This is a genomic window from Mesorhizobium sp. DxT, from assembly GCF_058448885.1.
Genome location: NZ_JBZFLJ010000001.1, coordinates 715,469 through 734,219, shown reverse-complemented (window position 1 = coordinate 734,219; position 18,751 = coordinate 715,469). Strand labels below are relative to the sequence as shown.

The window sequence follows — 18,751 nt, the reverse complement described above, 5'->3', positions numbered from 1 at the left end:
GCGCCTTAAGATCCGGTCGTGGTGATGACGGGCTGTGCCTGATCATCCTGCGCGCGGACGAGCCGGACCTCTTCGCCTTCGCGCACCGAATGGATGCCTTCGGTGACGACCGCGCCTGCTTCACCGAAATCACCCGCGACAAGGACGCTGTCGGTGTTTCGCTGGATGATGGTGACCGGCGCGCGGCGCGCCTTTCCGTCTTCGACCAGCCACACGAACGCGCCGTCGGTGCCCCACTGGATCGCCAGCGGGTCGACCGCGGGATAGCTGTCGCCGGGGAACGTCATGGTGACCTGGAACGACATGCCCGCACGCAACGTGTCGTCGTCATTGGTGATGCTGGCCTGGATCCGCAGCGTGCGGCTCTGCGCATCGATGCGGTTGTCGATTGCGCTGACGATGCCGTCGAAATTATCGTCGGGGCGGGCAACGGAGGCGGCCGATACGCTGTCGCCGACCGCGATCATGCCCGCGAACCGCTCCGGCACCCAGAAGTCGATGACAATGCGCGAGCGGTCGTCGATAGTCGCGATTTCCGTTTGCGAGGTGACGTAGTTGCCGGCCGACACCGGCAGGATGCCCACGATGCCGGAGATGGGCGCAATGACAGTGCGTCGCTGCAAGGTCAGATCGGCATCCCGCACCGCGAGCCGAGCGTTGGTAACCGCGAGTTCGGCTTCGTTGAGCTGGACGGCAGTCGCCGTATTGGTATTGCGCAATGCGCGGATGCGTTCCAGCCGAGCCTCCGCGTCGTCGAGAGCGGCGCGGGCGCGGTCGAGTGCGATTTCTTCGGCTTCGGCATCAAGACGGGCTATTGGGTCGCCAGCCTCGACGCGCGATCCGGACTCCACCGAAAGCTCCGTCAGCCTGCCGGATGCGAAAGGCGTTACGGACACAGAACTGGTCGCCCGGCCGGTGCCGATTGCCGACAGCCTGTCATTGATCGTCGCGGTCTCGATACGGGAGGCGACAACAAGTGCCGGCTGCTGGCCAAAACCGCCGCGGCCCTGCCTTGCTTCGGCTTGCGGTGCGGGACGGTCCGGCACGGCAGCCGTGGCCCATTCCATGCCCCAGCTTTCCAGCATCTCCGGCGCGCCCGGAAAGAAGCGGACCCAGAGGCCGACGGCCACGGCGATCACGATCAGCGACGCGATCAGTTGCTTCCAAAACGACATACGTCACTCCGGGTTCTGGCGGGGTACCCGAAAGGGCCTGGCAACCACCGGGAATGCAATTAACGACGAAAACGCCGCTTCCACCGATGGTGCGGCGCATCCCATCGGGGTCTTTATGCCAAGTATGCTGTCCTAATGCATCCAGTATATCATTAAATATCGGTAATTTGACCGGCTTCCCTCGTCCGTCTCAACCGCCGCGCAAACGCTCCATTTCCCTTATGCGTTTCGCACCGGCGTCACCTAGCTTGCGGGTGAGATCGCCAGTCAGCGCTTCGGCAACGAGGAACAGTGCAACGGAGGAGTCCCATGCCGAGGGAACCGCCGTGCGGCCGGCGATCACGTGCCGGGCGTAGCGCGCGATCGGCGACAGCCATTGATCGGTCAGGAGAATTATCTGGGCGCCGCGCCCGTCGGCGGCCTCGGCGAAGCGCAGAAGGCTCTCCTGGTAGCGCCGGATGTCGAAAATCACGACAACGTCGTTGCGGCCCAGGTCGATGAGCCGGTCACGCCAGTTGCTTTCCTGCCCGGCCAAGTGCTGCACACCCGGACGCACGATGGCCAGGTGAGCGGCCATGTATGCGGCGACAGGATCGGTGAACCGGCCACCGACGAGATAGACCTTGCCGCGCCGGTTGGACAGGACGCCGACGATGTCGTCCATCTGGCGCTGGGAGAGATGGCGGAAGGTTTCTCGCAGGTTCTCGATCGCCGCCGCGACAAAGGGCGTGGTGTGTCGATCGGAATCCGGGCCGGTTGCCCGAGAGAGCGGAGACTGAAGCTGCGCGGCCAGTTCATCTTGCAGCCGTGCCTGGAAGTCCGCGTAGTTCTGAAACCCGAGCCGTGCAACGAAGCGCAGGATTGTCGGTGACGATACGCCGGCCTGGGCCGAAAATTCGGCCACCGTGCGCAGTCCGGTCAGCGGGTAATTTGCGATCAAAATCTGCGCTGCGCGCCGTTCGCCGGCCGGCATCTGGTCCATCCGGTCGGCAATGAGTTCGGCGATACTTGTGCTCATATGGCGGCCGCTGGAACGGGTTTGACAAACTGTCACGAAGTGTATGAAATCATCCAAGATACCTCAATGCAATCAATCTCGTATCATTCGTTACATGCGTAACGACGCCCAGCGACGGAGCGGACGATGGCAGGCACGATTTCATTCGATCAGTTGAAGAAGCTCGTCGCCGACGGCGATGTCGATACGGTGCTCGCCTGCGCAGTCGACATGCAGGGCAGGCTGATCGGCAAGCGTTTCCTGGCGAAGTATTTCGTCGAATCCGCCTATGACGAGACGCATGGTTGCAACTACCTGCTGGCAAACGACATCGATATGGAACCGGTGCCGGGCTACAAGGCGGCGAGTTGGACGAAGGGCTATGGCGACTTCGTCATGAAGCCCGATCTTTCGACGCTGCGTACGCTGCCCTGGCTTGAAAAGACGGCAATGGTGCTGTGCGACCTCCAGGACCATCACACGCATGAGGACCTTCCGCATTCACCGCGCGGTATCCTCAAGCGGCAGGTGGCGCGGCTGAAGGAGCGGGGCTATCTCGCCTATTTCGCCTCGGAGCTGGAATTCTACCTGTTCGACGAGACCTACGATACCGCGCGGATGAAGCACTGGAGCGGGCTCGATACGGCATCTCCGTATATCGAGGACTATCTGATCCAGCTTACCTCGAAGGAAGAAGGCGTGATGCGCCGCCTGCGTAACGAGATGGAGGCGGCAGGCATCCCGATCGAGAACTCCAAGGGCGAGTGGGGGCCGGGGCAGGAGGAGATCAACGTCCGCTATGCGGAAGTGCTGGAGATGGCCGACCGCCATGTCATTCTCAAGAACGGCGCCAAGGAGATCGCCCATTCGGAAGGCAAGGCCATCACCTTCATGGCCAAGTACAACTACGAGCTCGCCGGCAATTCGAGCCACATCCACAACTCTCTGTGGAGCGCCGATGGGAAGACGCCGCTGTTCTTCGACAAGTCGGCGAAGTGGACGCTGAGCGAGCTCGGCCAGCAATGGGCGGCAGGCCAGCTTCGCTATGCCAAGGAATTCACCTGGTTCCTCGCGCCTTACATCAACTCCTACAAGCGTTTCCAGGCGGGCACCTTCGCACCGACCAAGATCATGTGGAGCGAAGACAACCGCACTGCCGGCTTCCGCCTGTGCGGGATGGGCACCAAGGGCATCCGTATGGAGTGCCGCATCGGCGGCGCCGACCTCAACCCCTATCTCGCCTTTGCGGCGCTGATCGCTGCCGGCATTGCTGGCATCGACGAAAAGCTCGAACTGCAGGAGCCGTTCGTCGGCGATGCATATCGGGCCAACCGCCTGCCGGAGATACCCAAGACGCTACGCGAGGCCATCGACACGATGGCGAAGTCGAAGATGCTGAAGCAAGCCTTCGGCGACGAGGTGATCGACCATTATCTCCACACCGCCCGCTGGGAGCAGATGGAGTATGATCGCCGCGTGACCGACTGGGAGTTGCATCGCGGCTTCGAGAGATATTAGGGCGCACCAGACTTAAAACGCCTCCGGAGATTTCCAAGTGGAAACCATAAAACTCAAGTCACCCATCGATGGCTCGGTCTATGCCGAGCGGCCAGTGGCGGCCGAAGCCGAAATCGGCGCTGCGGTCGAACGCGCCAGATCGGCTCAACTTGCATGGGCCGGCACACCCATCGACGAGAAGGCTAAACATCTCCTGGCCTTCCTCGAAGCGCTGGTTGTGATGAACGACGACATCGTGCCCGAACTCGCCTGGCAGATGGGCCGGCCCGTGCGGTATGGCGGTGAGAAGGGCGGCGTGGAAGAGCGCACCCGCTACATGGTGGCGCTTGCCGAGAAAGCGCTGGCCCCGTTCATTCCCGAGGAGCGTCCCGGTTTTCGCCGCTATCTCAAGCGCGAGCCGCTGGGCGTCGTCTTCGTGATCGCGCCGTGGAACTATCCCTATCTGACCGCGGTGAACTCGATCGTGCCGGCGCTGATGGCCGGCAATGCTGTTATCCTCAAACATGCAGCGCAGACGCTGCTGGTCGGCGAGCGTTTCCAGGCGGCTTTCGACAAGGCTGGCCTGCCCAAGGGCCTGTTCCAGAACATCGTCTTGAGCCATTCCCAGACCGAGAAGCTGCTCGGCTCCGGCAAGGTCGATCATTGCAACTTCACCGGCTCGGTGGCGGGTGGTCGTGCGATCGAGAAGGCGGCGGCCGGCACCTTCATGACGCTGGGGCTGGAGCTGGGCGGCAAGGATCCGGCCTATGTTCTGCCCGACGTGAAGCTCGATCACGCCATCGCCAATCTCGTCGACGGCGCCTTCTACAATTCGGGCCAGTGCTGCTGCGGCATCGAGCGCGTCTATGTGCACGAGAAGGTCTACGACGATTTCGTCGAGGGCTTCATCGCCGAGACGAAGAATTACGTCGTCGGTAGCCCGCTCGATCAGTCCACGACCATGGGCCCGATGGCGCAGGCACGCTTTGCCGACTTCATCCGCGAGCAGAAGGCGGAAGCGCTGCGCAAGGGGGCGGTCGCGCATATCGGCATGAAGGTCGAAGGCGACCGTGAAGGCTCGCCTTATATCGCGCCGGAAGTGCTGACCGGCGTCAACCACCAGATGAGCGTGATGCGCGAGGAAAGCTTCGGCCCGATCGTCGGCATCATGAAGGTGCGCGACGACGAGGAAGCCATCGCGCTGATGAACGACAGTCCCTACGGGCTCACCGCATCGCTATGGACCACCGACACAGACCACGCCGCGCGTCTGGGCGACCGGATTGAGACCGGCACAGTATTCATGAACCGCTGCGACTACGTCGATCCCGGTCTCGTCTGGACCGGCGTCAAGGACACCGGCAAGGGCGGTGCCATGGGACTTGTAGGTTACGAGAATCTGACGCGCCCGAAGAGCTATCATTTGCGGGAAGCGATTTAGGACAGCCATGAATCCCCACCGCGTCATCCCGGAAACCGGAGCGAAGCGGAGGTTATCCGGGACCTATTGGTCGGTGCATCGTCGAGCGGGGCCCGGTCCTCGCGTCAGCGCGAAACCGCAAATCGTCCGCGCTGCTCGATGGGTCCCGGCTCTCCCCCGCTTGCCTGGATCGGCCGGGATGAAGAATTTGCATTGTGAAAGATAAACCCATGACCAATCTCGTCTCCAAATGGAACTACCCCACCACGATGCGCTTCGGCGTCGGCCGTATTGCGGAGCTGCCGGAGGTGCTCAGGGAAACGGGCATCGCCAATCCGCTGTTCGTCACGGATCCCGGACTTGCGAAGTTGCCGGTGGTTGCCTCAACGCTGAAGCTGTTTGCTGACGCCGGCGTAGCACACGGAGTGTTCTCCGACGTGAAGCCCAACCCGGTGGAATCGAACCTTTATGCCGGCGTCGAGGTCTTCAAGGTCGGCGGGCATGACGGCGTTATCGCTTTCGGCGGCGGCTCGGCGCTCGACCTCGGCAAGCTGATCGCCTTCCAGGCGCACCAGTCCCGCCCGGTCTGGGATTTCGAGGACATCGGCGACTGGTGGACCCGCGCCGATGCGTCGAAGATCGCGCCCATAGTGGCCGTGCCCACGACCGCCGGCACCGGTTCCGAAGTCGGACGCGCGGGCGTTCTGACCCACGAGGCGAGCCACACCAAGAAGGTCATCTTCCACCCCAAGATGATGCCGGCCATCGTGATTGCCGACCCGGAGCTGACGGCGGGCATGCCGCCCTTCATCACCGCCGGCACCGGCATGGACGCGCTCGCGCACTGCCTGGAAGCCTATTGCGCGCCGGGCTATCATCCGATGGCCGACGGCATCGCGCTCGAGGGCGTGCGTCTTGTCTTCGAGAACCTGCCCAAAGCCTTCGCCGACGGCTCCGACCTGACAGCGCGGGCGCATATGATGTCGGCCGCGGCCATGGGCGCCACGGCCTTCCAGAAGGGGCTCGGCGCGATTCACTCGCTCTCGCACCCGGTCGGCGCGCTTTACGACACCCATCATGGCATGACCAACGCGGTCTTCATGCCCTATGTGTTGGCCTTCAACCGTTCCGCCATCGAGCCTCGCATCGAAAGACTGGCCGCCTATTGCGGCATTGCAGGCGGTTTCAACGGGTTCGCCGATGCCGTTCTGAAGCTGCGCGCAGAGCTGGGCGTGCCGCACACGCTTCCGGCGTTCATTGACGGCTTTGCACCGGATCAGGCGCGCAAGGAACTGATAGCCGACATGGCGATCGTTGATCCTACGGCAGGCGGCAATCCGATCGAGCTGACCAGGGACGGTGCGCTGTCGCTTCTGAACGACGCGATCGAAGGCAAACTCTAAAGTCGGCCGCGGACGCCGCGCAGGTGCCAGCGTCATAGTTTATACAACCCCGCTCACACGACTGAGCGGGGCTGCTACAAGCATCCGAAACGTTTCGCTTCTCGTTCAGCCCTGCTGGGGTTTCCAGCCTGGCGAAGGGATGACGTTGACCATCCAGGGGACGCCGAACTTGTCGACCAGCGAACCGAAACCGGGAGACCAGAAGGTTTCGCCGAACGGCATGATGGCCTTGCCGCCCTCCGACAACTGGTCGAACCAGCGTTGGCCTTCGGCACTGTCCTCTGTGTGCAGCGTGACATCGAAGCCGTTCTTCGGCTTGGCGACGTTGGGTGCCCAGTCGGTGTCCATGTCAGCGCCCATCAGCGCCTGATCGCCGATCTCCAGCCAGCAGTGCATCAGCCATGTCCTGTACTTCTCATCGCTGATCGGCATGTCAGGCGGCCCATCGCCATAGGGCATGGCCGCCGTGATCTTTCCGCCCAGTACCTTGGCGTAGAACTCGAACGCCTCGCGACACTGGCCCTGAAAGCTCAGGCTCGTTACGATCTTCATGGATGGTTCCCTTCTTAGGTCGGCTTGAGGACTTTGTGGCTGTACAACGGGCAGGTGGAAGGCGATCACCCGATCAGGCATCCGCTTAAAGGCCTACTCCCAAATCGCGCGGGCGGTTTTGAGGAGATTTCCACCTTCCGCGCTGTTCCGCTGATCGCGTCGTGATCGGCCTCCAGTTTTGTGAGTTGATATCAACGTATTTGATAGGAAAATGTCAACGGCGAAGCGGTTGTATGCTGACAATCACTCCGATAACCGCAGGCAGAGTTCTCTTTTCTTGGGGCGGACAGAAGGCTTGTTCGATCGTGCCAGCGAACCGGGCTTGACGGTTGCGCAAATCAGGACATCAAGGCTTTGAGGATGGTGGGCGTGACAGGGATTGAACCTGTGACCCCTACGATGTCAACGTAGTGCTCTCCCGCTGAGCTACACGCCCATCCGAGCCGCGCATACACCACAGGCCGGAGCCTGCGTCAATAGCCGAAACACGAAGTTTCAGCCCTCGAGAATGCGCAATATTGTCCACCCCGCCGCACCCGGTTGCGACAAGGGCCTGGCAGGGTCTCAGGCGGCCTGGAGCATCTTTTCGACCTCGTTGACGAGGTCGCGCAGGTGGAACGGTTTCGACAGCACCTTGGCGTCGCGGGGCGCCTTGGAATCGGGGTTGAGTGCGACGGCGGCGAAACCGGTGATGAACATCACCTTGAGGTCGGGATCGATCTCCGTGGCGCGCCGGGCGAGCTCGATGCCGTCCATCTCCGGCATGACGATGTCGGTCAGCAGTAGCGAGAACGGCTCCTCGCGCAGGCGCTCATAGGCACTTGCGCCGTTGTCGAAATCGCTCACGTCGTAGCCGGCCCGTTCCAGAGCCTTCACGAGAAAGCGGCGCATATCGTCGTCATCTTCCGCCAGGAGAATTCTTGTCATGGGTTCCCGTCCGAATCAGTCGCAGCACGCCCGCCGGCTCGCGGACGCATTAACCATTTCGCGTATATGCCCGCGCGGGAGTAAAGATCAAGTGAATGGGAGGGTGCATGCATGTCCGCAAATCGGTCGTTTTCAAGACGTTGGCGACGTTGGGTCAGGCTGGACAGGCCGTGCGGCAAGTGGCACCTTTGAGCAAAGGGTCGACCTGAGGCAGCTTTTCGGGAGTTCCATGACGCCAGCAGGAGATTTCGCCGGAACGCCGCCTTTCGTGGTCAGACGCGCCGCGCAGCAGCGTGTGCCTTTCGTGTTCAATTCGCCGCATAGCGGCAGCACGTATCCGGCCCGCTTCCTTGCGATGAGCAAGCTCGATGCCGTCGGTATACGGCGCTCGGAGGACTGCTATGTCGACGAGCTTTTCGCAGGTTCCGTAACGCTCGGTGCGCCCATGCTGGCGGCCAATTTCCCCCGTGCCTATCTCGACGCCAACCGCGAGCCATGGGAGCTGGATCCACGCATGTTCGCCGACCCGCTGCCCGCGCATGTCAATGCGCGCTCGGCGCGGGTGGCCGGCGGGCTCGGCACGGTGCCGCGGCTGGTAGGCGAGGGGCAGGAGATCTACGCTGGAAAGCTGCCGCTTTCCGAAGCCCTCATGCGGATCGAAACCGTCTACCGCCCCTACCATGAGGAGCTGAAGCGGCTCCTGACGCGCACCCATGCGAAGTTCGGTTACGCCGTGCTGATCGACTGCCACTCGATGCCGGCAAGCATCCGCCTCGGCGATACCGGCATGAAGCCGGATTTCATCGTTGGAGACCGCTTCGGCGTCGCGTGCGCGCCGGCCGTGTCGGAAGCTGCGATCGCCATCCTTGCCGGCATGGGTTACAGCGTTGCCCACAACAAGCCTTATGCGGGCGGCTTCATTACCGAGCATTACGGCCGGCCGCCGCGCGGTCTGCATGCGCTGCAGATCGAGGTCAATCGCGGCCTCTATATGGATGAGCGGACGCTGCAAAAGACGAGAGGGTTCGCGGCGCTGGCCAATGACTTGACCCGTTTCGCCGCCGACATTATGGCGCTGCCGGACCATAGCTTCAGCAGCCTGCCGCTCGCGGCGGAATAGCCGACACGATCCAACCTAAAAAAAGACCGCACCGTTTGCACGACGCGGTCGAAGTCTAGGGAGGAAACGCCCAAGGAGGGCATAGACAGGTCGCCCTGTCCAAAATCGAGTTTATGCTGCGTTGCACAAATGTCAAGCGGCCGGTAAGGGCTGTGCAAAAACTAGGCGACGGCGCGGCCGGCGGCCCCAGAGGAGACGGATTTTATGATAGAGGCGGAGTTCATGCGGCGCATCGCAGCGGCCGCAGCAGCGCAGACATTGCCGCGTTTTCGCCAGGCCGGGCTCGTTTCCAACAAGCTCGCTTCCGGCTTCGATCCGGTGACGGAAGCCGACCGTGAAGCTGAAAAGGCGATACGCTCGCTGATCCGCAGCACCTTCCCGGATCACGGCATCCTCGGCGAGGAGTTCGGCGCGGAAAACACCGATAGCCGCCATGTCTGGGTGATCGATCCGATCGACGGAACGCGCGCATTCATCTCGGGTCTGCCGCTGTGGGGCACGCTGGTTGGCCTGACCGATGGTGGTGACGCGGTGGCGGGCATGATGTCCCAACCCTTCACCAGGGAACTGTTCTGGGCGGATGGCGAGGCGTCGCATTATGACGGGCCGGGGGGCGCGCGGCAGCTCGCGACGCGTGGCACCCGTGTGATTGCCGAGGCCACTATGTGCACCACCACGCCGGCGCTGTTCGCCGGCGAAATGCGCGCGTCGTACGACCGGCTTGAAGGTGCGGTGCGGCTCGCGCGATACGGCACCGATTGCTATGCCTATGCGATGCTGGCGGCGGGCAATGTCGATCTTGTCGTGGAAACGGGGCTGCAGCCTTACGACATCGTGGCTCTGGTGCCGATCATCGAGCGGGCAGGCGGCGTCATCACCCGCTGGGACGGCGGTCCGGCCGAAAAGGCCGGCGACATCGTCGCTGCCGCAACACCAGAGTTACACGCTGCCGCGCTCGAGATGCTCAACGCCTAGGCCGTCCATCAGGCCGGCTCGCTGCCGGGAATGAACGCATCGAAGGCGGCAAAGAACTGCTCGCGATAGACATCCGCTTCCTGGAGCAGTTCGTGGCGCGCGCCGTCGATCGTTACCAGCGACCCGGTGCGCAGAAGCTGTGTGAACCGCTCGATGGCAAGCGTCTCGACCACCTGATCCGCACCGGCGGCAACGATAAGGGTCGGGACCTTGATTGAGGCGATGTAGTCGGGGTCCTGCACGCGCTCGCTGGCCAGGCACGCCGCGCGGATCCAGGCGACGGTCGGGCCGCCGATGCCCAGTTTGGGATAGTGCCGGTAGATGTCGACGTTGCGTGCGTGGCGCACCGGATCGCTGGTCAGCACGTTGCCTTCAAAAGGCGGGTTCTCGTCGCGCTTGCCGTGCCCCAGATACATCGTGCCGAGGCCCAGTCCGTAGAGGAACGACGAAAGACGCAGCGTGCCGCGCATCGAAAGCGGCTGGCCGGCAAATGCCAGCAACGGTGCGCTCAGAACCATGCGCTGAACGCGGTTGGCAAGGGTGGGCGCAGCCAGTAGTGCCACCAGCGCGCCGGTGGAGTGAGCCAGCATGAAGTAGGGCCCGCGGCAATCGGGCAGAACGATCTCCTCGAAGAAGATGCCGATGTCGCCCACATAATCCATGAAGCTGTCGACATAGCCGCGCTGCGGGTTGCGGATCAGGCGCTCCGAGCCGCCCTGGCCACGCAGGTCGAAGATCGCGACGCCAAGCCCTCGTTTCGACAGGTCGCGGATCGTCTCGAAATATTTCTCGATGCACTCGTTGCGCCCGGTCTGAATGACCACCGTGCCTTTGAGCGGGCGACCCTCGGCCGCAAAACGCGCATAACGCAGGCGCTTGCCGTCGCGCGTGGTGATGAACCCGGCATGCGCGTTGGCGGGCACCGGGTTGGCCGGCGTCTCGTGGAGAAGCTCCTGCATGGATTGGTCGTCCTCAGGCGGGTTCATAGCTGCCGTGATAGAAAGCGGCTCGGTGAAATGCAAAGGGATTCCGGCCGGTTCGCAGACGCCGGACGTGGAAAGGCCGGAAGAGCCCATTATGGACTGCTTCCGGCCTCCTGACGAACCGGGAGGAAGGGACGATACACCCGGGTCGGCATCGGTGACGGAGAATTTCTCATCCGCCAATCCGTAGTCTCGAGTGAAATCTAGCAGCCGCCGCCTGAACCCGATCCGAAGGAGCGGTTCATCTGGCGTTCATCAAAGGCGGCATGTCGGGGACTTGAAACCGGACTGCGTCAAACCCAAATCCTGAGCGTGGCCGCCAATCAAAGGGGCCACTGGTCGTGGGAGATGCCGAAACGGATCTTCGCTGCATGACCATACGCAAACATGTTGCTCAAAGGAGAACAGACCCATGCGTCATGTTGATTTTTCGCCGCTCTATCGTTCCACCGTCGGCTTCGACCGCCTCTTCACGATGCTCGATTCACTTGCGCAACCCGATAACGGCCAGACCTACCCGCCCTACAACATCGAGCGAACTGGCGAAGACGCCTATCGCATCTCGATGGCCGTCGCGGGCTTCTCGGAAGACGAGATTTCGATCGAAGCCCACCGCAACGTTCTGACCGTGAAGGGCGAGAAGACCGAGGAGCAGACCGAGAGCTCGGAGTTCCTGCATCGCGGCATAGCCGCGCGCGCCTTCGAGCGCCGCTTCCAGCTTGCCGACCACGTCGAGGTCCAGGGCGCCGCGCTCAAGAACGGCCTTCTGCACATCGAGCTGAAGCGCAACATCCCCGAGGAGATGAAGCCGCGCCGAATCGCGATTGCCGCCGCTCCGGCGAAGGCAAAGCAGATCGAGGCCCAGGCTTCGAAATAAGTCCGTCCAGATTGGACATGGAGGCGGCGCCTTCGGGCGCCGCTTTTGTTTTGCGTGTCTTTCGGCTCAGCGTCGCGGCATGCGCTCGTAGGCAGGCATTTCTTCCGCGATGAAATGGAAGGGCTGGCGGTCCACGGTGAAGATCGCGATCTGCGGTTGGCCGAAAAGTTCGGGCCGGTCGAGTGTGCCAGCCTTCAGGATCACCTCGGGCATGTCCTGCCTGCGTGTCGCCAGATGCGTACCGCATTGCGGGCAGAACTCGCGCGTAACGGCATTTTCCAGGTCGCTGCGCGTGAAGCTTTGCGGTGTCCCTTCGGTGTAACGAAAATTTTCCGGCGGAATGAGCAGGAAAAAATTGGGTCCGCCGCCGGAAAAATACTGGCATTCGCGGCAATGACACTGAGCTCTCAGCTTCGGTTTGCCCTCCGCCTCGTAGCGCATCGCGCCGCAATAGCATCTGCCGGTCAATTCCATCGACATCTCCTCACCTTCAAAACCGCGACCGATGCCGCGCTACGCGATCAGGTCGCCCAGACGGTCCACTTCGTCCGCACTGGTTGCGAAGCTTGTGACAAAGCGGCAGAGCGTCTCGTCCTCACCGATTTCGCCGGCAAAGCCATGCGGGGGATGCCATGGATAGAAGGCCGCGCCCTGTGTCTTCAACACTTCGACCACTGAAAGCGGCATGATTGGAAACACCTCGTTGGCCTGAGGGTCCCATCCGAGCCGCGTCTTCGATGAAGCCCTGATATGATCGGCCAGCCGTGCGGCCATCGCGTTCGCGTGGCGCGCGGTTTCCAGCCACAGGCCATCCTCGAAATAGGCTTCGAACTGCGCGGCGATGAAACGCGATTTGGAGAAGAGCTGGGCGGCACGTTTGCGTATGAATGGAAATGCCTGTGCCTTCTTCGGATCCATAAAGACGACCGCTTCCGCGCACCAGCAGCCATTCTTGGTGCCGCCGAAGGAGACGATGTCGACGCCCTGTTTCCAGGTCATTTCCGCCGGCGAGGTGTCGAGCGCTACCAGGCCGTTGGCGAAGCGTGCACCGTCCATGTGCAGCGGCAGGCCGTGCTTTCGTGCGACCTGTGAAACCGCCGCGATGTCGGCAAGCTGGTAGACGGTGCCAATTTCCGTTGTCTGCGTGATCGAGATCGCAGCCGGCTGTCCCGAATGAACGAATTCCGGGGGATAGCGACCGATCTCGTGCTCCAGCGCTGCCGGATCCATCCGACCCAGCGGCCCATCCACCGGGCACAGCCGACCGCCGCCGGTCAGGTATTCCGGCGCGCCGCCCTCGTCGGCGATCATATGCGCCTCGCGGTGGCAGAATGCGACGCCGCCGGGCCTTGCGACGGCTGCCATCGACAGCGAATTCGCAGCCGTGCCGGTCGCGACGAAGAACACCGCCACCTGGCGTTCGAAGATTTCGCTGAAGGTCTGCTCGACCTGACGATCGAGGTCGCTCGATCCATAGGCCGAGGCGAAGCCGGCGGAATGCCGCGTCAGGTTTCCAGCAATTCGCGGATGGACGCCGGCCCAGTTATCGGAGGCAAAAAACATGAGATGATCCGGGGTGACAGTGAAGGGTGAGGCTGGCAGTGTGGACGAGATCGTGCGGGTTCCGCAAGCCGTGTGGTTACGCTGCCGGTGGGCGCGATAGACGGCGACCAAGGTGGTTTTTCACAGGCCACCGACCGGAACGTTCGGAAACGTCGCGTTGCGCGCAACAAAATTTCGCGTTTAGCCGCAATTTTTTGCACATCCGTCTTGTCTGTGCTTAAGCTTTGTGGCATACGGAATTTAGGACAGTATTACTGTCTTATTTAACGCGCGCTTGAATGGCCGGGTTTGGGGTATGATGACCGCAAATCCGGTTTTCGATGCGGGCGGTTTCGGATGGGTTGGAGCCCGCGCGAGCAGCTCCGGCTTCGTTCGCCAAGGGAGGCAAAGCCGCAAGCGGCATAGTCTCCCTGACGGCCTTTCGCAAGATATGCCGACAGAATGCCGGAAGTGCGCAAACGCTGTGCCTGCCGGATCGAACCGACCGCCCCAAAAGGGCTACTCTGGAGGAAGAGGCGATGACGGACCTGACGCCATCTGAAACGACCGTGCCTATGCCGGCCGCGCAGAGCAAAACGGCCGTCACCAAAACCACCGCCTCCACGTTCGGCCTGTCGGCTGCGCGCGGGCTTTACGATCCGCGCAACGAGCACGACGCCTGTGGTGTGGGCTTCATCGCGCACATGAAAGGCGAGAAGTCGCACGACATCGTGCGCGACGGTCTCGCCATGCTCGAAAATCTCACCCACCGTGGCGCGGTGGGCGCCGACCCGCTGATGGGCGATGGCGCCGGGCTGCTGGTGCAAATTCCCGACCGGTTCTTCCGCGAGGAAATGGCCGCTCAGGGCGTTGAACTGCCGGAGTCGGGGCACTACGCCGTCGGCCACATCTTCATGCCGCGTGATCCGGCTATCGTTGCGCGCACCGAGGAGATCATCGCCGAGGTCGTCCACCAGGAAGGCCAGACGCTGCTGGGCTTCCGGGAAGTGCCGGTCGACAATTCGTCTCTGTCCAAGGCTCCCGACATTGCGGCTTCCGAGCCTGTCCATCGTCAGGTGTTCATCGCCCGCAATCCGGCGATTGAAAGCCAGGACGAGTTCGAGCGCCGGCTCTTTATTCTGCGCAAGGTGGTTTCCGCGCGGATATATGCGGAGACGGGCGGCCGCGACAACAGCCCCTACACCGTGTCGCTGTCGTCGCGGACCATCGTCTACAAGGGCATGTTCCTGGCCTATCAGGTGGGGGCCTACTACAAGGATCTCGCCGATCCGCGTTTCGAATCCGCGCTGGTCCTTGTTCACCAGCGGTTCTCGACCAACACGTTCCCGTCGTGGCAGCTTGCCCATCCCTACCGCATGGTCGCGCACAACGGCGAAATCAACACGCTGCGCGGCAACGTCAACTGGATGGCGGCACGGCAGGCCTCGGTCGATTCCGAACTGTTCGGCAACGACATCGCCAAGCTGTGGCCGATCTCCTACGAGGGGCAGTCGGATACCGCCTGCTTCGACAATGCGCTCGAATTCCTGACGCAGGGTGGCTACTCGCTCGCCCACGCCATGATGATGCTGATCCCGGAGGCCTGGGCCGGCAACAAGCTCATGGATGAGGAGCGCAAGGCCTTCTACGAGTACCACGCTGCCCTGATGGAGCCGTGGGACGGTCCGGCTGCCGTAGCCTTCACCGATGGGCGCCAGATCGGCGCGACGCTCGACCGCAATGGGCTTCGTCCGGCGCGCTATGTCGTCACCGACGACGACCGCATCATCATGGCTTCAGAGGCCGGCGCATTGCCGGTGGCCGAGGAGAAGGTCGTGAAGAAGTGGCGGCTGCAGCCCGGCCGCATGCTGCTTATTGACCTCGAAAAGGGGCGCATCGTTTCCGACGAGGAGATCAAGTCGGAGATCGCGACCAAGCACCCTTATCGGCAGTGGCTCGCCAACACCCAGCTCATCCTCGAAGATCTGAAGCCGGTGGAGCCCCGCGCGCTGCGCAAGGACGTGTCGCTGCTCGACCGTCAGCAGGCCTTCGGCTACACGCAGGAAGACACCAAGCTTCTGATGTCGCCGATGGCGACGACCGGACAGGAAGCTGTGGGCTCGATGGGCACCGACACGCCGATCTCGGCGATGTCCGACAAGTCGAAGCTGCTCTACACCTATTTCAAGCAGAATTTCGCGCAGGTCACCAATCCGCCGATCGATCCGATCCGCGAGGAACTGGTGATGAGCCTCGTCTCCTTCATCGGACCGCGCCCCAACATCTTCGACCTCGTCGGGTCCTCGCGCCGCAAGCGGCTGGAGGTTCGGCAGCCGATCCTGACCAATGGCGACCTGGAGAAGATTCGTTCGATCGGCCACACCGAGGATCGGTTCGACACCAAGACGCTCGACGTCACCTATTCGGTGATGGAGGGAACGGCGGGCATGCAGGGCGCCGTGGAGCGGCTTTGCGAGCGCGCAGAGGCGGCGGTTGCCGGCGGCTACAACATCATCATCCTGTCCGACCGCCAGGTGGGGCCGGACCGCATCGCGATCCCCGCGTTGTGGGCGACTGCGGCGGTCCACCACCATCTGATTCGCAAAGGGCTGCGCACCTCGGTCGGCCTCGTGGTCGAGTCAGGCGAACCGCGCGAAGTGCATCATTTCTGCTGCCTCGCCGGCTATGGCGCGGAGGCGATCAACCCCTATCTCGCCTTCGACACCCTGCTCGACATGCATGCGCGCGGGGATTTCCCGCCGGAAGTCGACCAGTATGAGGTGGTCTCGCGCTACATCAAGTCGATCGGCAAGGGCATCCTCAAGGTCATGTCCAAGATGGGCATCTCGACCTATCAGTCCTATTGCGGCGCGCAGATCTTCGACGCGGTCGGGCTCTCATCGGAGTTCGTCGAGCACTTCTTTACCGGAACGGCGACCACGATCGAAGGCGTCGGGCTGGCCGAGGTTGCCGAGGAGACCGTGCAACGGCACGCGCTGGCTTTCGGCGACGACCCGGTGCTGCGCAACGCGCTCGATGTGGGCGGCGAATACATGTTCCGCATGCGGGGCGAGGCGCATATGTGGTCTCCCGACGCGGTGGCCACGCTGCAGCATGCCGTGCGCAAAGGTTCGTGGGAGACCTACAAGGAGTTCTCTCAACAGATCGATTCCGATGCGTCGCGGGCCAGAAGCATTCGCGGCCTCTTCCGTCTCAAGCTGGCCGAGGAGACTGGCCGCGCGCCGGTGCCTCTCGACGAGGTCGAGCCTGCGGCCGAGATCGTCAAGCGGTTCTCGACCGGCGCGATGTCGTTCGGCTCGATCAGCCGTGAGGCGCATACCACGCTCGCCATCGCCATGAACCGGATCGGCGGCAAGTCGAACACCGGCGAGGGTGGCGAGGAGCCCGACCGCTACCTGCCACTGCCGGACGGTTCGATGAACCCCGAGCGCTCGGCGATCAAGCAGGTCGCGTCCGGCCGGTTCGGCGTCACGACCGAATATCTCGTCAATTCCGACATGATCCAGATCAAGGTCGCGCAGGGCGCAAAGCCCGGTGAGGGCGGCCAGTTGCCGGGCCATAAGGTGGACGCGACCATCGCCAAGACCCGGCACTCGACACCTGGCGTTGGCCTGATCTCGCCGCCGCCGCACCACGACATTTATTCGATCGAGGATCTGGCACAGCTCATCTTCGACCTGAAGAACGTGAACCCCACGGCCGACGTGTCGGTGAAGCTTGTGTCCGAAGTGGGCGTCGGTACGGTTGCTGCCGGCGTTGCCAAGGCGCGGGCCGACCACATTACCATCTCCGGCTATGACGGTGGCACCGGCGCTTCGCCGCTGACCTCGCTCAAGCATGCCGGAAGCCCATGGGAGATGGGGCTTGCCGAGACCCACCAGACGCTGGTGCTCAATGGCCTGCGCAGCCGCATCGCGTTGCAGGTCGACGGCGGACTGCGCACCGGCCGCGACGTGATCGTCGGCGCGCTGCTGGGCGCCGACGAGTTCGGCTTCTCAACGGCGCCGTTGATCGCCGCCGGCTGCATCATGATGCGCAAGTGCCATCTCAACACCTGCCCGGTGGGCGTCGCCACGCAGGACCCGGTGCTGCGCAAGCGCTTCAAGGGCGCGCCGGAGCACGTCATCAACTACTTCTTCTACGTTGCCGAAGAAGTGCGTGAACTGCTGGCTGCCATGGGCTTTCGCAAGCTGGACGAGATCATCGGCGATACCGATCTCGTCGCCAAGCAGGAGATGATCGAGCACTGGAAGGCGAGGGGGCTCGACTTCAGCCGCGTCTTCCACAAGCCCGAAGCGCCCAAGGAAGAGACCTACTGGACGACGCGACAGGAGCACCCGATCGAGGACGTGCTCGACCGCAAGCTCATCGAGCTTGCAGCCCCTGCGCTCGAGTCTAAGCAGCCGGTGAAGATCGAAGTGCCGATCCGCAATGTCGACCGCTCGGCGGGTGCGATGCTGTCGGGCGCGGTCGCCAAGCGCTTCGGCCACAAGGGACTGAAGGACGACACGATCGCCGTGACCCTGACGGGGACCGCCGGACAGTCCTTCGGCGCCTTCCTTTCGCGCGGTGTTTCGTTCGATCTGATCGGCGACGGCAACGACTATGTCGGCAAGGGCCTTTCGGGCGGCCGCATCGTCATAAGGCCTTCGGACGATTCGAAGATCGTGCCGGAAGACTCGATCATCGTCGGCAACACTGTGCTTTACGGTGCCATCGAGGGCGAGTGCTACTTCCGCGGCGTTGCGGGCGAGCGCTTCGCTGTGCGCAATTCCGGCGCGGTGGCGGTCGTGGAAGGCGTGGGCGACCATGGCTGCGAATACATGACCGGCGGTGTGGTCGTCGTGATCGGCCAGACGGGCCGCAACTTCGCGGCCGGCATGTCGGGCGGCGTGGCCTATGTGCTCGACGAGGCCGGCGATTTCGCCGAGCGCTGCAACATGGCGATGGTCGAGCTCGAGCCCGTGCCCGAGGAAGACGACATGCTTGAGAAGCTGCATCACCATGGTGGCGACATCGACCACAAGGGCCGTGTCGACGTGTCGGGCGACATGACGCGCCATGACGAAGAGCGGCTGGTGCAGCTCATCTCGAACCACATGCATTATACCGGCTCGACACGCGCCCGCGAAATCCTGGACAACTGGGCGGATTATCGTCCGAAATTCAGGAAAGTGATGCCGGTCGAGTACCGTCGTGCGCTGATCGAAATGGAGCGCATGCGCATGGGCATCGCGGCCGAATAGGCAGGAAGAACGACAT

The 18,751-nt window shown here is 62.7% G+C and carries 14 protein-coding genes and 1 tRNA gene; 7 read left to right on the top strand and 8 right to left on the bottom strand.

Features of this window, described 5'->3' with window-relative positions; all coding sequences use genetic code 11:
- Positions 1–5 precede the first annotated feature (5 nt).
- Together ACVJNE_RS03470 and ACVJNE_RS03465 are read right to left on the bottom strand one after the other, a co-directional pair.
- On the bottom strand, positions 6–1,175 hold the full coding sequence (locus ACVJNE_RS03470) for an efflux RND transporter periplasmic adaptor subunit (protein WP_499562963.1): 1,170 nt from the start codon (positions 1,173–1,175) through the stop codon (positions 6–8).
- Positions 1,176–1,365: 190 nt separating this feature from the next.
- Positions 1,366–2,193, bottom strand: a complete 828-nt coding sequence (locus ACVJNE_RS03465; RefSeq protein ID WP_499562961.1) for a MurR/RpiR family transcriptional regulator — start codon at positions 2,191–2,193, stop codon at positions 1,366–1,368.
- Between the two features lie 126 nt (positions 2,194–2,319).
- On the opposite strand from ACVJNE_RS03465, the gene ACVJNE_RS03460 reads away from it, so the two are divergent.
- From ACVJNE_RS03460 to ACVJNE_RS03450, 3 genes are all read left to right on the top strand, one after another.
- Positions 2,320–3,690, top strand: a complete 1,371-nt coding sequence (locus tag ACVJNE_RS03460; RefSeq protein ID WP_499562959.1) for a glutamine synthetase family protein — start codon at positions 2,320–2,322, stop codon at positions 3,688–3,690.
- A gap of 37 nt (positions 3,691–3,727) precedes the next feature.
- On the top strand, positions 3,728–5,110 hold the full coding sequence (locus ACVJNE_RS03455) for an aldehyde dehydrogenase family protein (RefSeq protein WP_499562958.1): 1,383 nt from the start codon (positions 3,728–3,730) through the stop codon (positions 5,108–5,110).
- A gap of 209 nt (positions 5,111–5,319) precedes the next feature.
- Positions 5,320–6,492, top strand: a complete 1,173-nt coding sequence (locus ACVJNE_RS03450) for an iron-containing alcohol dehydrogenase (RefSeq protein ID WP_499562956.1) — start codon at positions 5,320–5,322, stop codon at positions 6,490–6,492.
- Positions 6,493–6,597: 105 nt separating this feature from the next.
- Here the strand turns inward: ACVJNE_RS03450 and ACVJNE_RS03445 are convergent, their stop codons facing one another.
- The 3 genes from ACVJNE_RS03445 to cpdR all read right to left on the bottom strand — a co-directional run bounded on the left by ACVJNE_RS03445 (position 6,598) and on the right by cpdR (position 7,971).
- Positions 6,598–7,044: a VOC family protein gene (locus ACVJNE_RS03445; RefSeq protein ID WP_499562954.1), complete on the bottom strand. Its 447-nt coding sequence runs from the start codon at positions 7,042–7,044 to the stop codon at positions 6,598–6,600.
- Between the two features lie 361 nt (positions 7,045–7,405).
- Positions 7,406–7,480 (bottom strand) — tRNA-Val (locus tag ACVJNE_RS03440).
- 128 nt (positions 7,481–7,608) lie between these two features.
- A complete protein-coding gene (cpdR, locus tag ACVJNE_RS03435; RefSeq protein WP_173193260.1) occupies positions 7,609–7,971 on the bottom strand; it encodes a cell cycle two-component system response regulator CpdR in 363 nt (120 codons plus the stop codon).
- A 229-nt stretch (positions 7,972–8,200) separates the two neighbouring features.
- Between cpdR and ACVJNE_RS03430 the strand changes: the two genes are divergently transcribed.
- Positions 8,201–9,091 (top strand): N-formylglutamate amidohydrolase, encoded by an 891-nt coding sequence (locus ACVJNE_RS03430; RefSeq protein ID WP_499562952.1) that lies wholly within the window; start codon positions 8,201–8,203, stop codon positions 9,089–9,091.
- Between the two features lie 204 nt (positions 9,092–9,295).
- Positions 9,296–10,066 (top strand): histidinol-phosphatase, encoded by a 771-nt coding sequence (hisN, locus tag ACVJNE_RS03425; protein WP_499562950.1) that lies wholly within the window; start codon positions 9,296–9,298, stop codon positions 10,064–10,066.
- A gap of 8 nt (positions 10,067–10,074) precedes the next feature.
- Here hisN and ACVJNE_RS03420 read toward each other — a convergent pair whose 3' ends face one another.
- A complete protein-coding gene (locus ACVJNE_RS03420; RefSeq protein ID WP_499562948.1) occupies positions 10,075–11,025 on the bottom strand; it encodes an alpha/beta fold hydrolase in 951 nt (316 codons plus the stop codon).
- Positions 11,026–11,461: 436 nt separating this feature from the next.
- On the opposite strand from ACVJNE_RS03420, the gene ACVJNE_RS03415 reads away from it, so the two are divergent.
- Positions 11,462–11,926 carry an Hsp20 family protein gene (locus tag ACVJNE_RS03415; protein WP_173193256.1) on the top strand — a complete coding sequence of 155 codons (465 nt, stop codon included), beginning with the start codon at positions 11,462–11,464 and terminating at the stop codon, positions 11,924–11,926.
- 66 nt (positions 11,927–11,992) lie between these two features.
- On the opposite strand, the gene ACVJNE_RS03410 is transcribed toward ACVJNE_RS03415, so the two are convergent.
- Both ACVJNE_RS03410 and ACVJNE_RS03405 read right to left on the bottom strand, forming a co-directional pair.
- Positions 11,993–12,400, bottom strand: a complete 408-nt coding sequence (locus ACVJNE_RS03410) for a GFA family protein (RefSeq protein ID WP_499562946.1) — start codon at positions 12,398–12,400, stop codon at positions 11,993–11,995.
- Positions 12,401–12,439: 39 nt separating this feature from the next.
- A complete protein-coding gene (locus tag ACVJNE_RS03405) occupies positions 12,440–13,489 on the bottom strand; it encodes a threonine aldolase family protein (RefSeq protein ID WP_499562944.1) in 1,050 nt (349 codons plus the stop codon).
- A 518-nt stretch (positions 13,490–14,007) separates the two neighbouring features.
- Here ACVJNE_RS03405 and gltB point away from each other — a divergent pair.
- On the top strand, positions 14,008–18,735 hold the full coding sequence (gene gltB, locus ACVJNE_RS03400; RefSeq protein WP_499562942.1) for a glutamate synthase large subunit: 4,728 nt from the start codon (positions 14,008–14,010) through the stop codon (positions 18,733–18,735).
- Positions 18,736–18,751 lie beyond the last annotated feature (16 nt).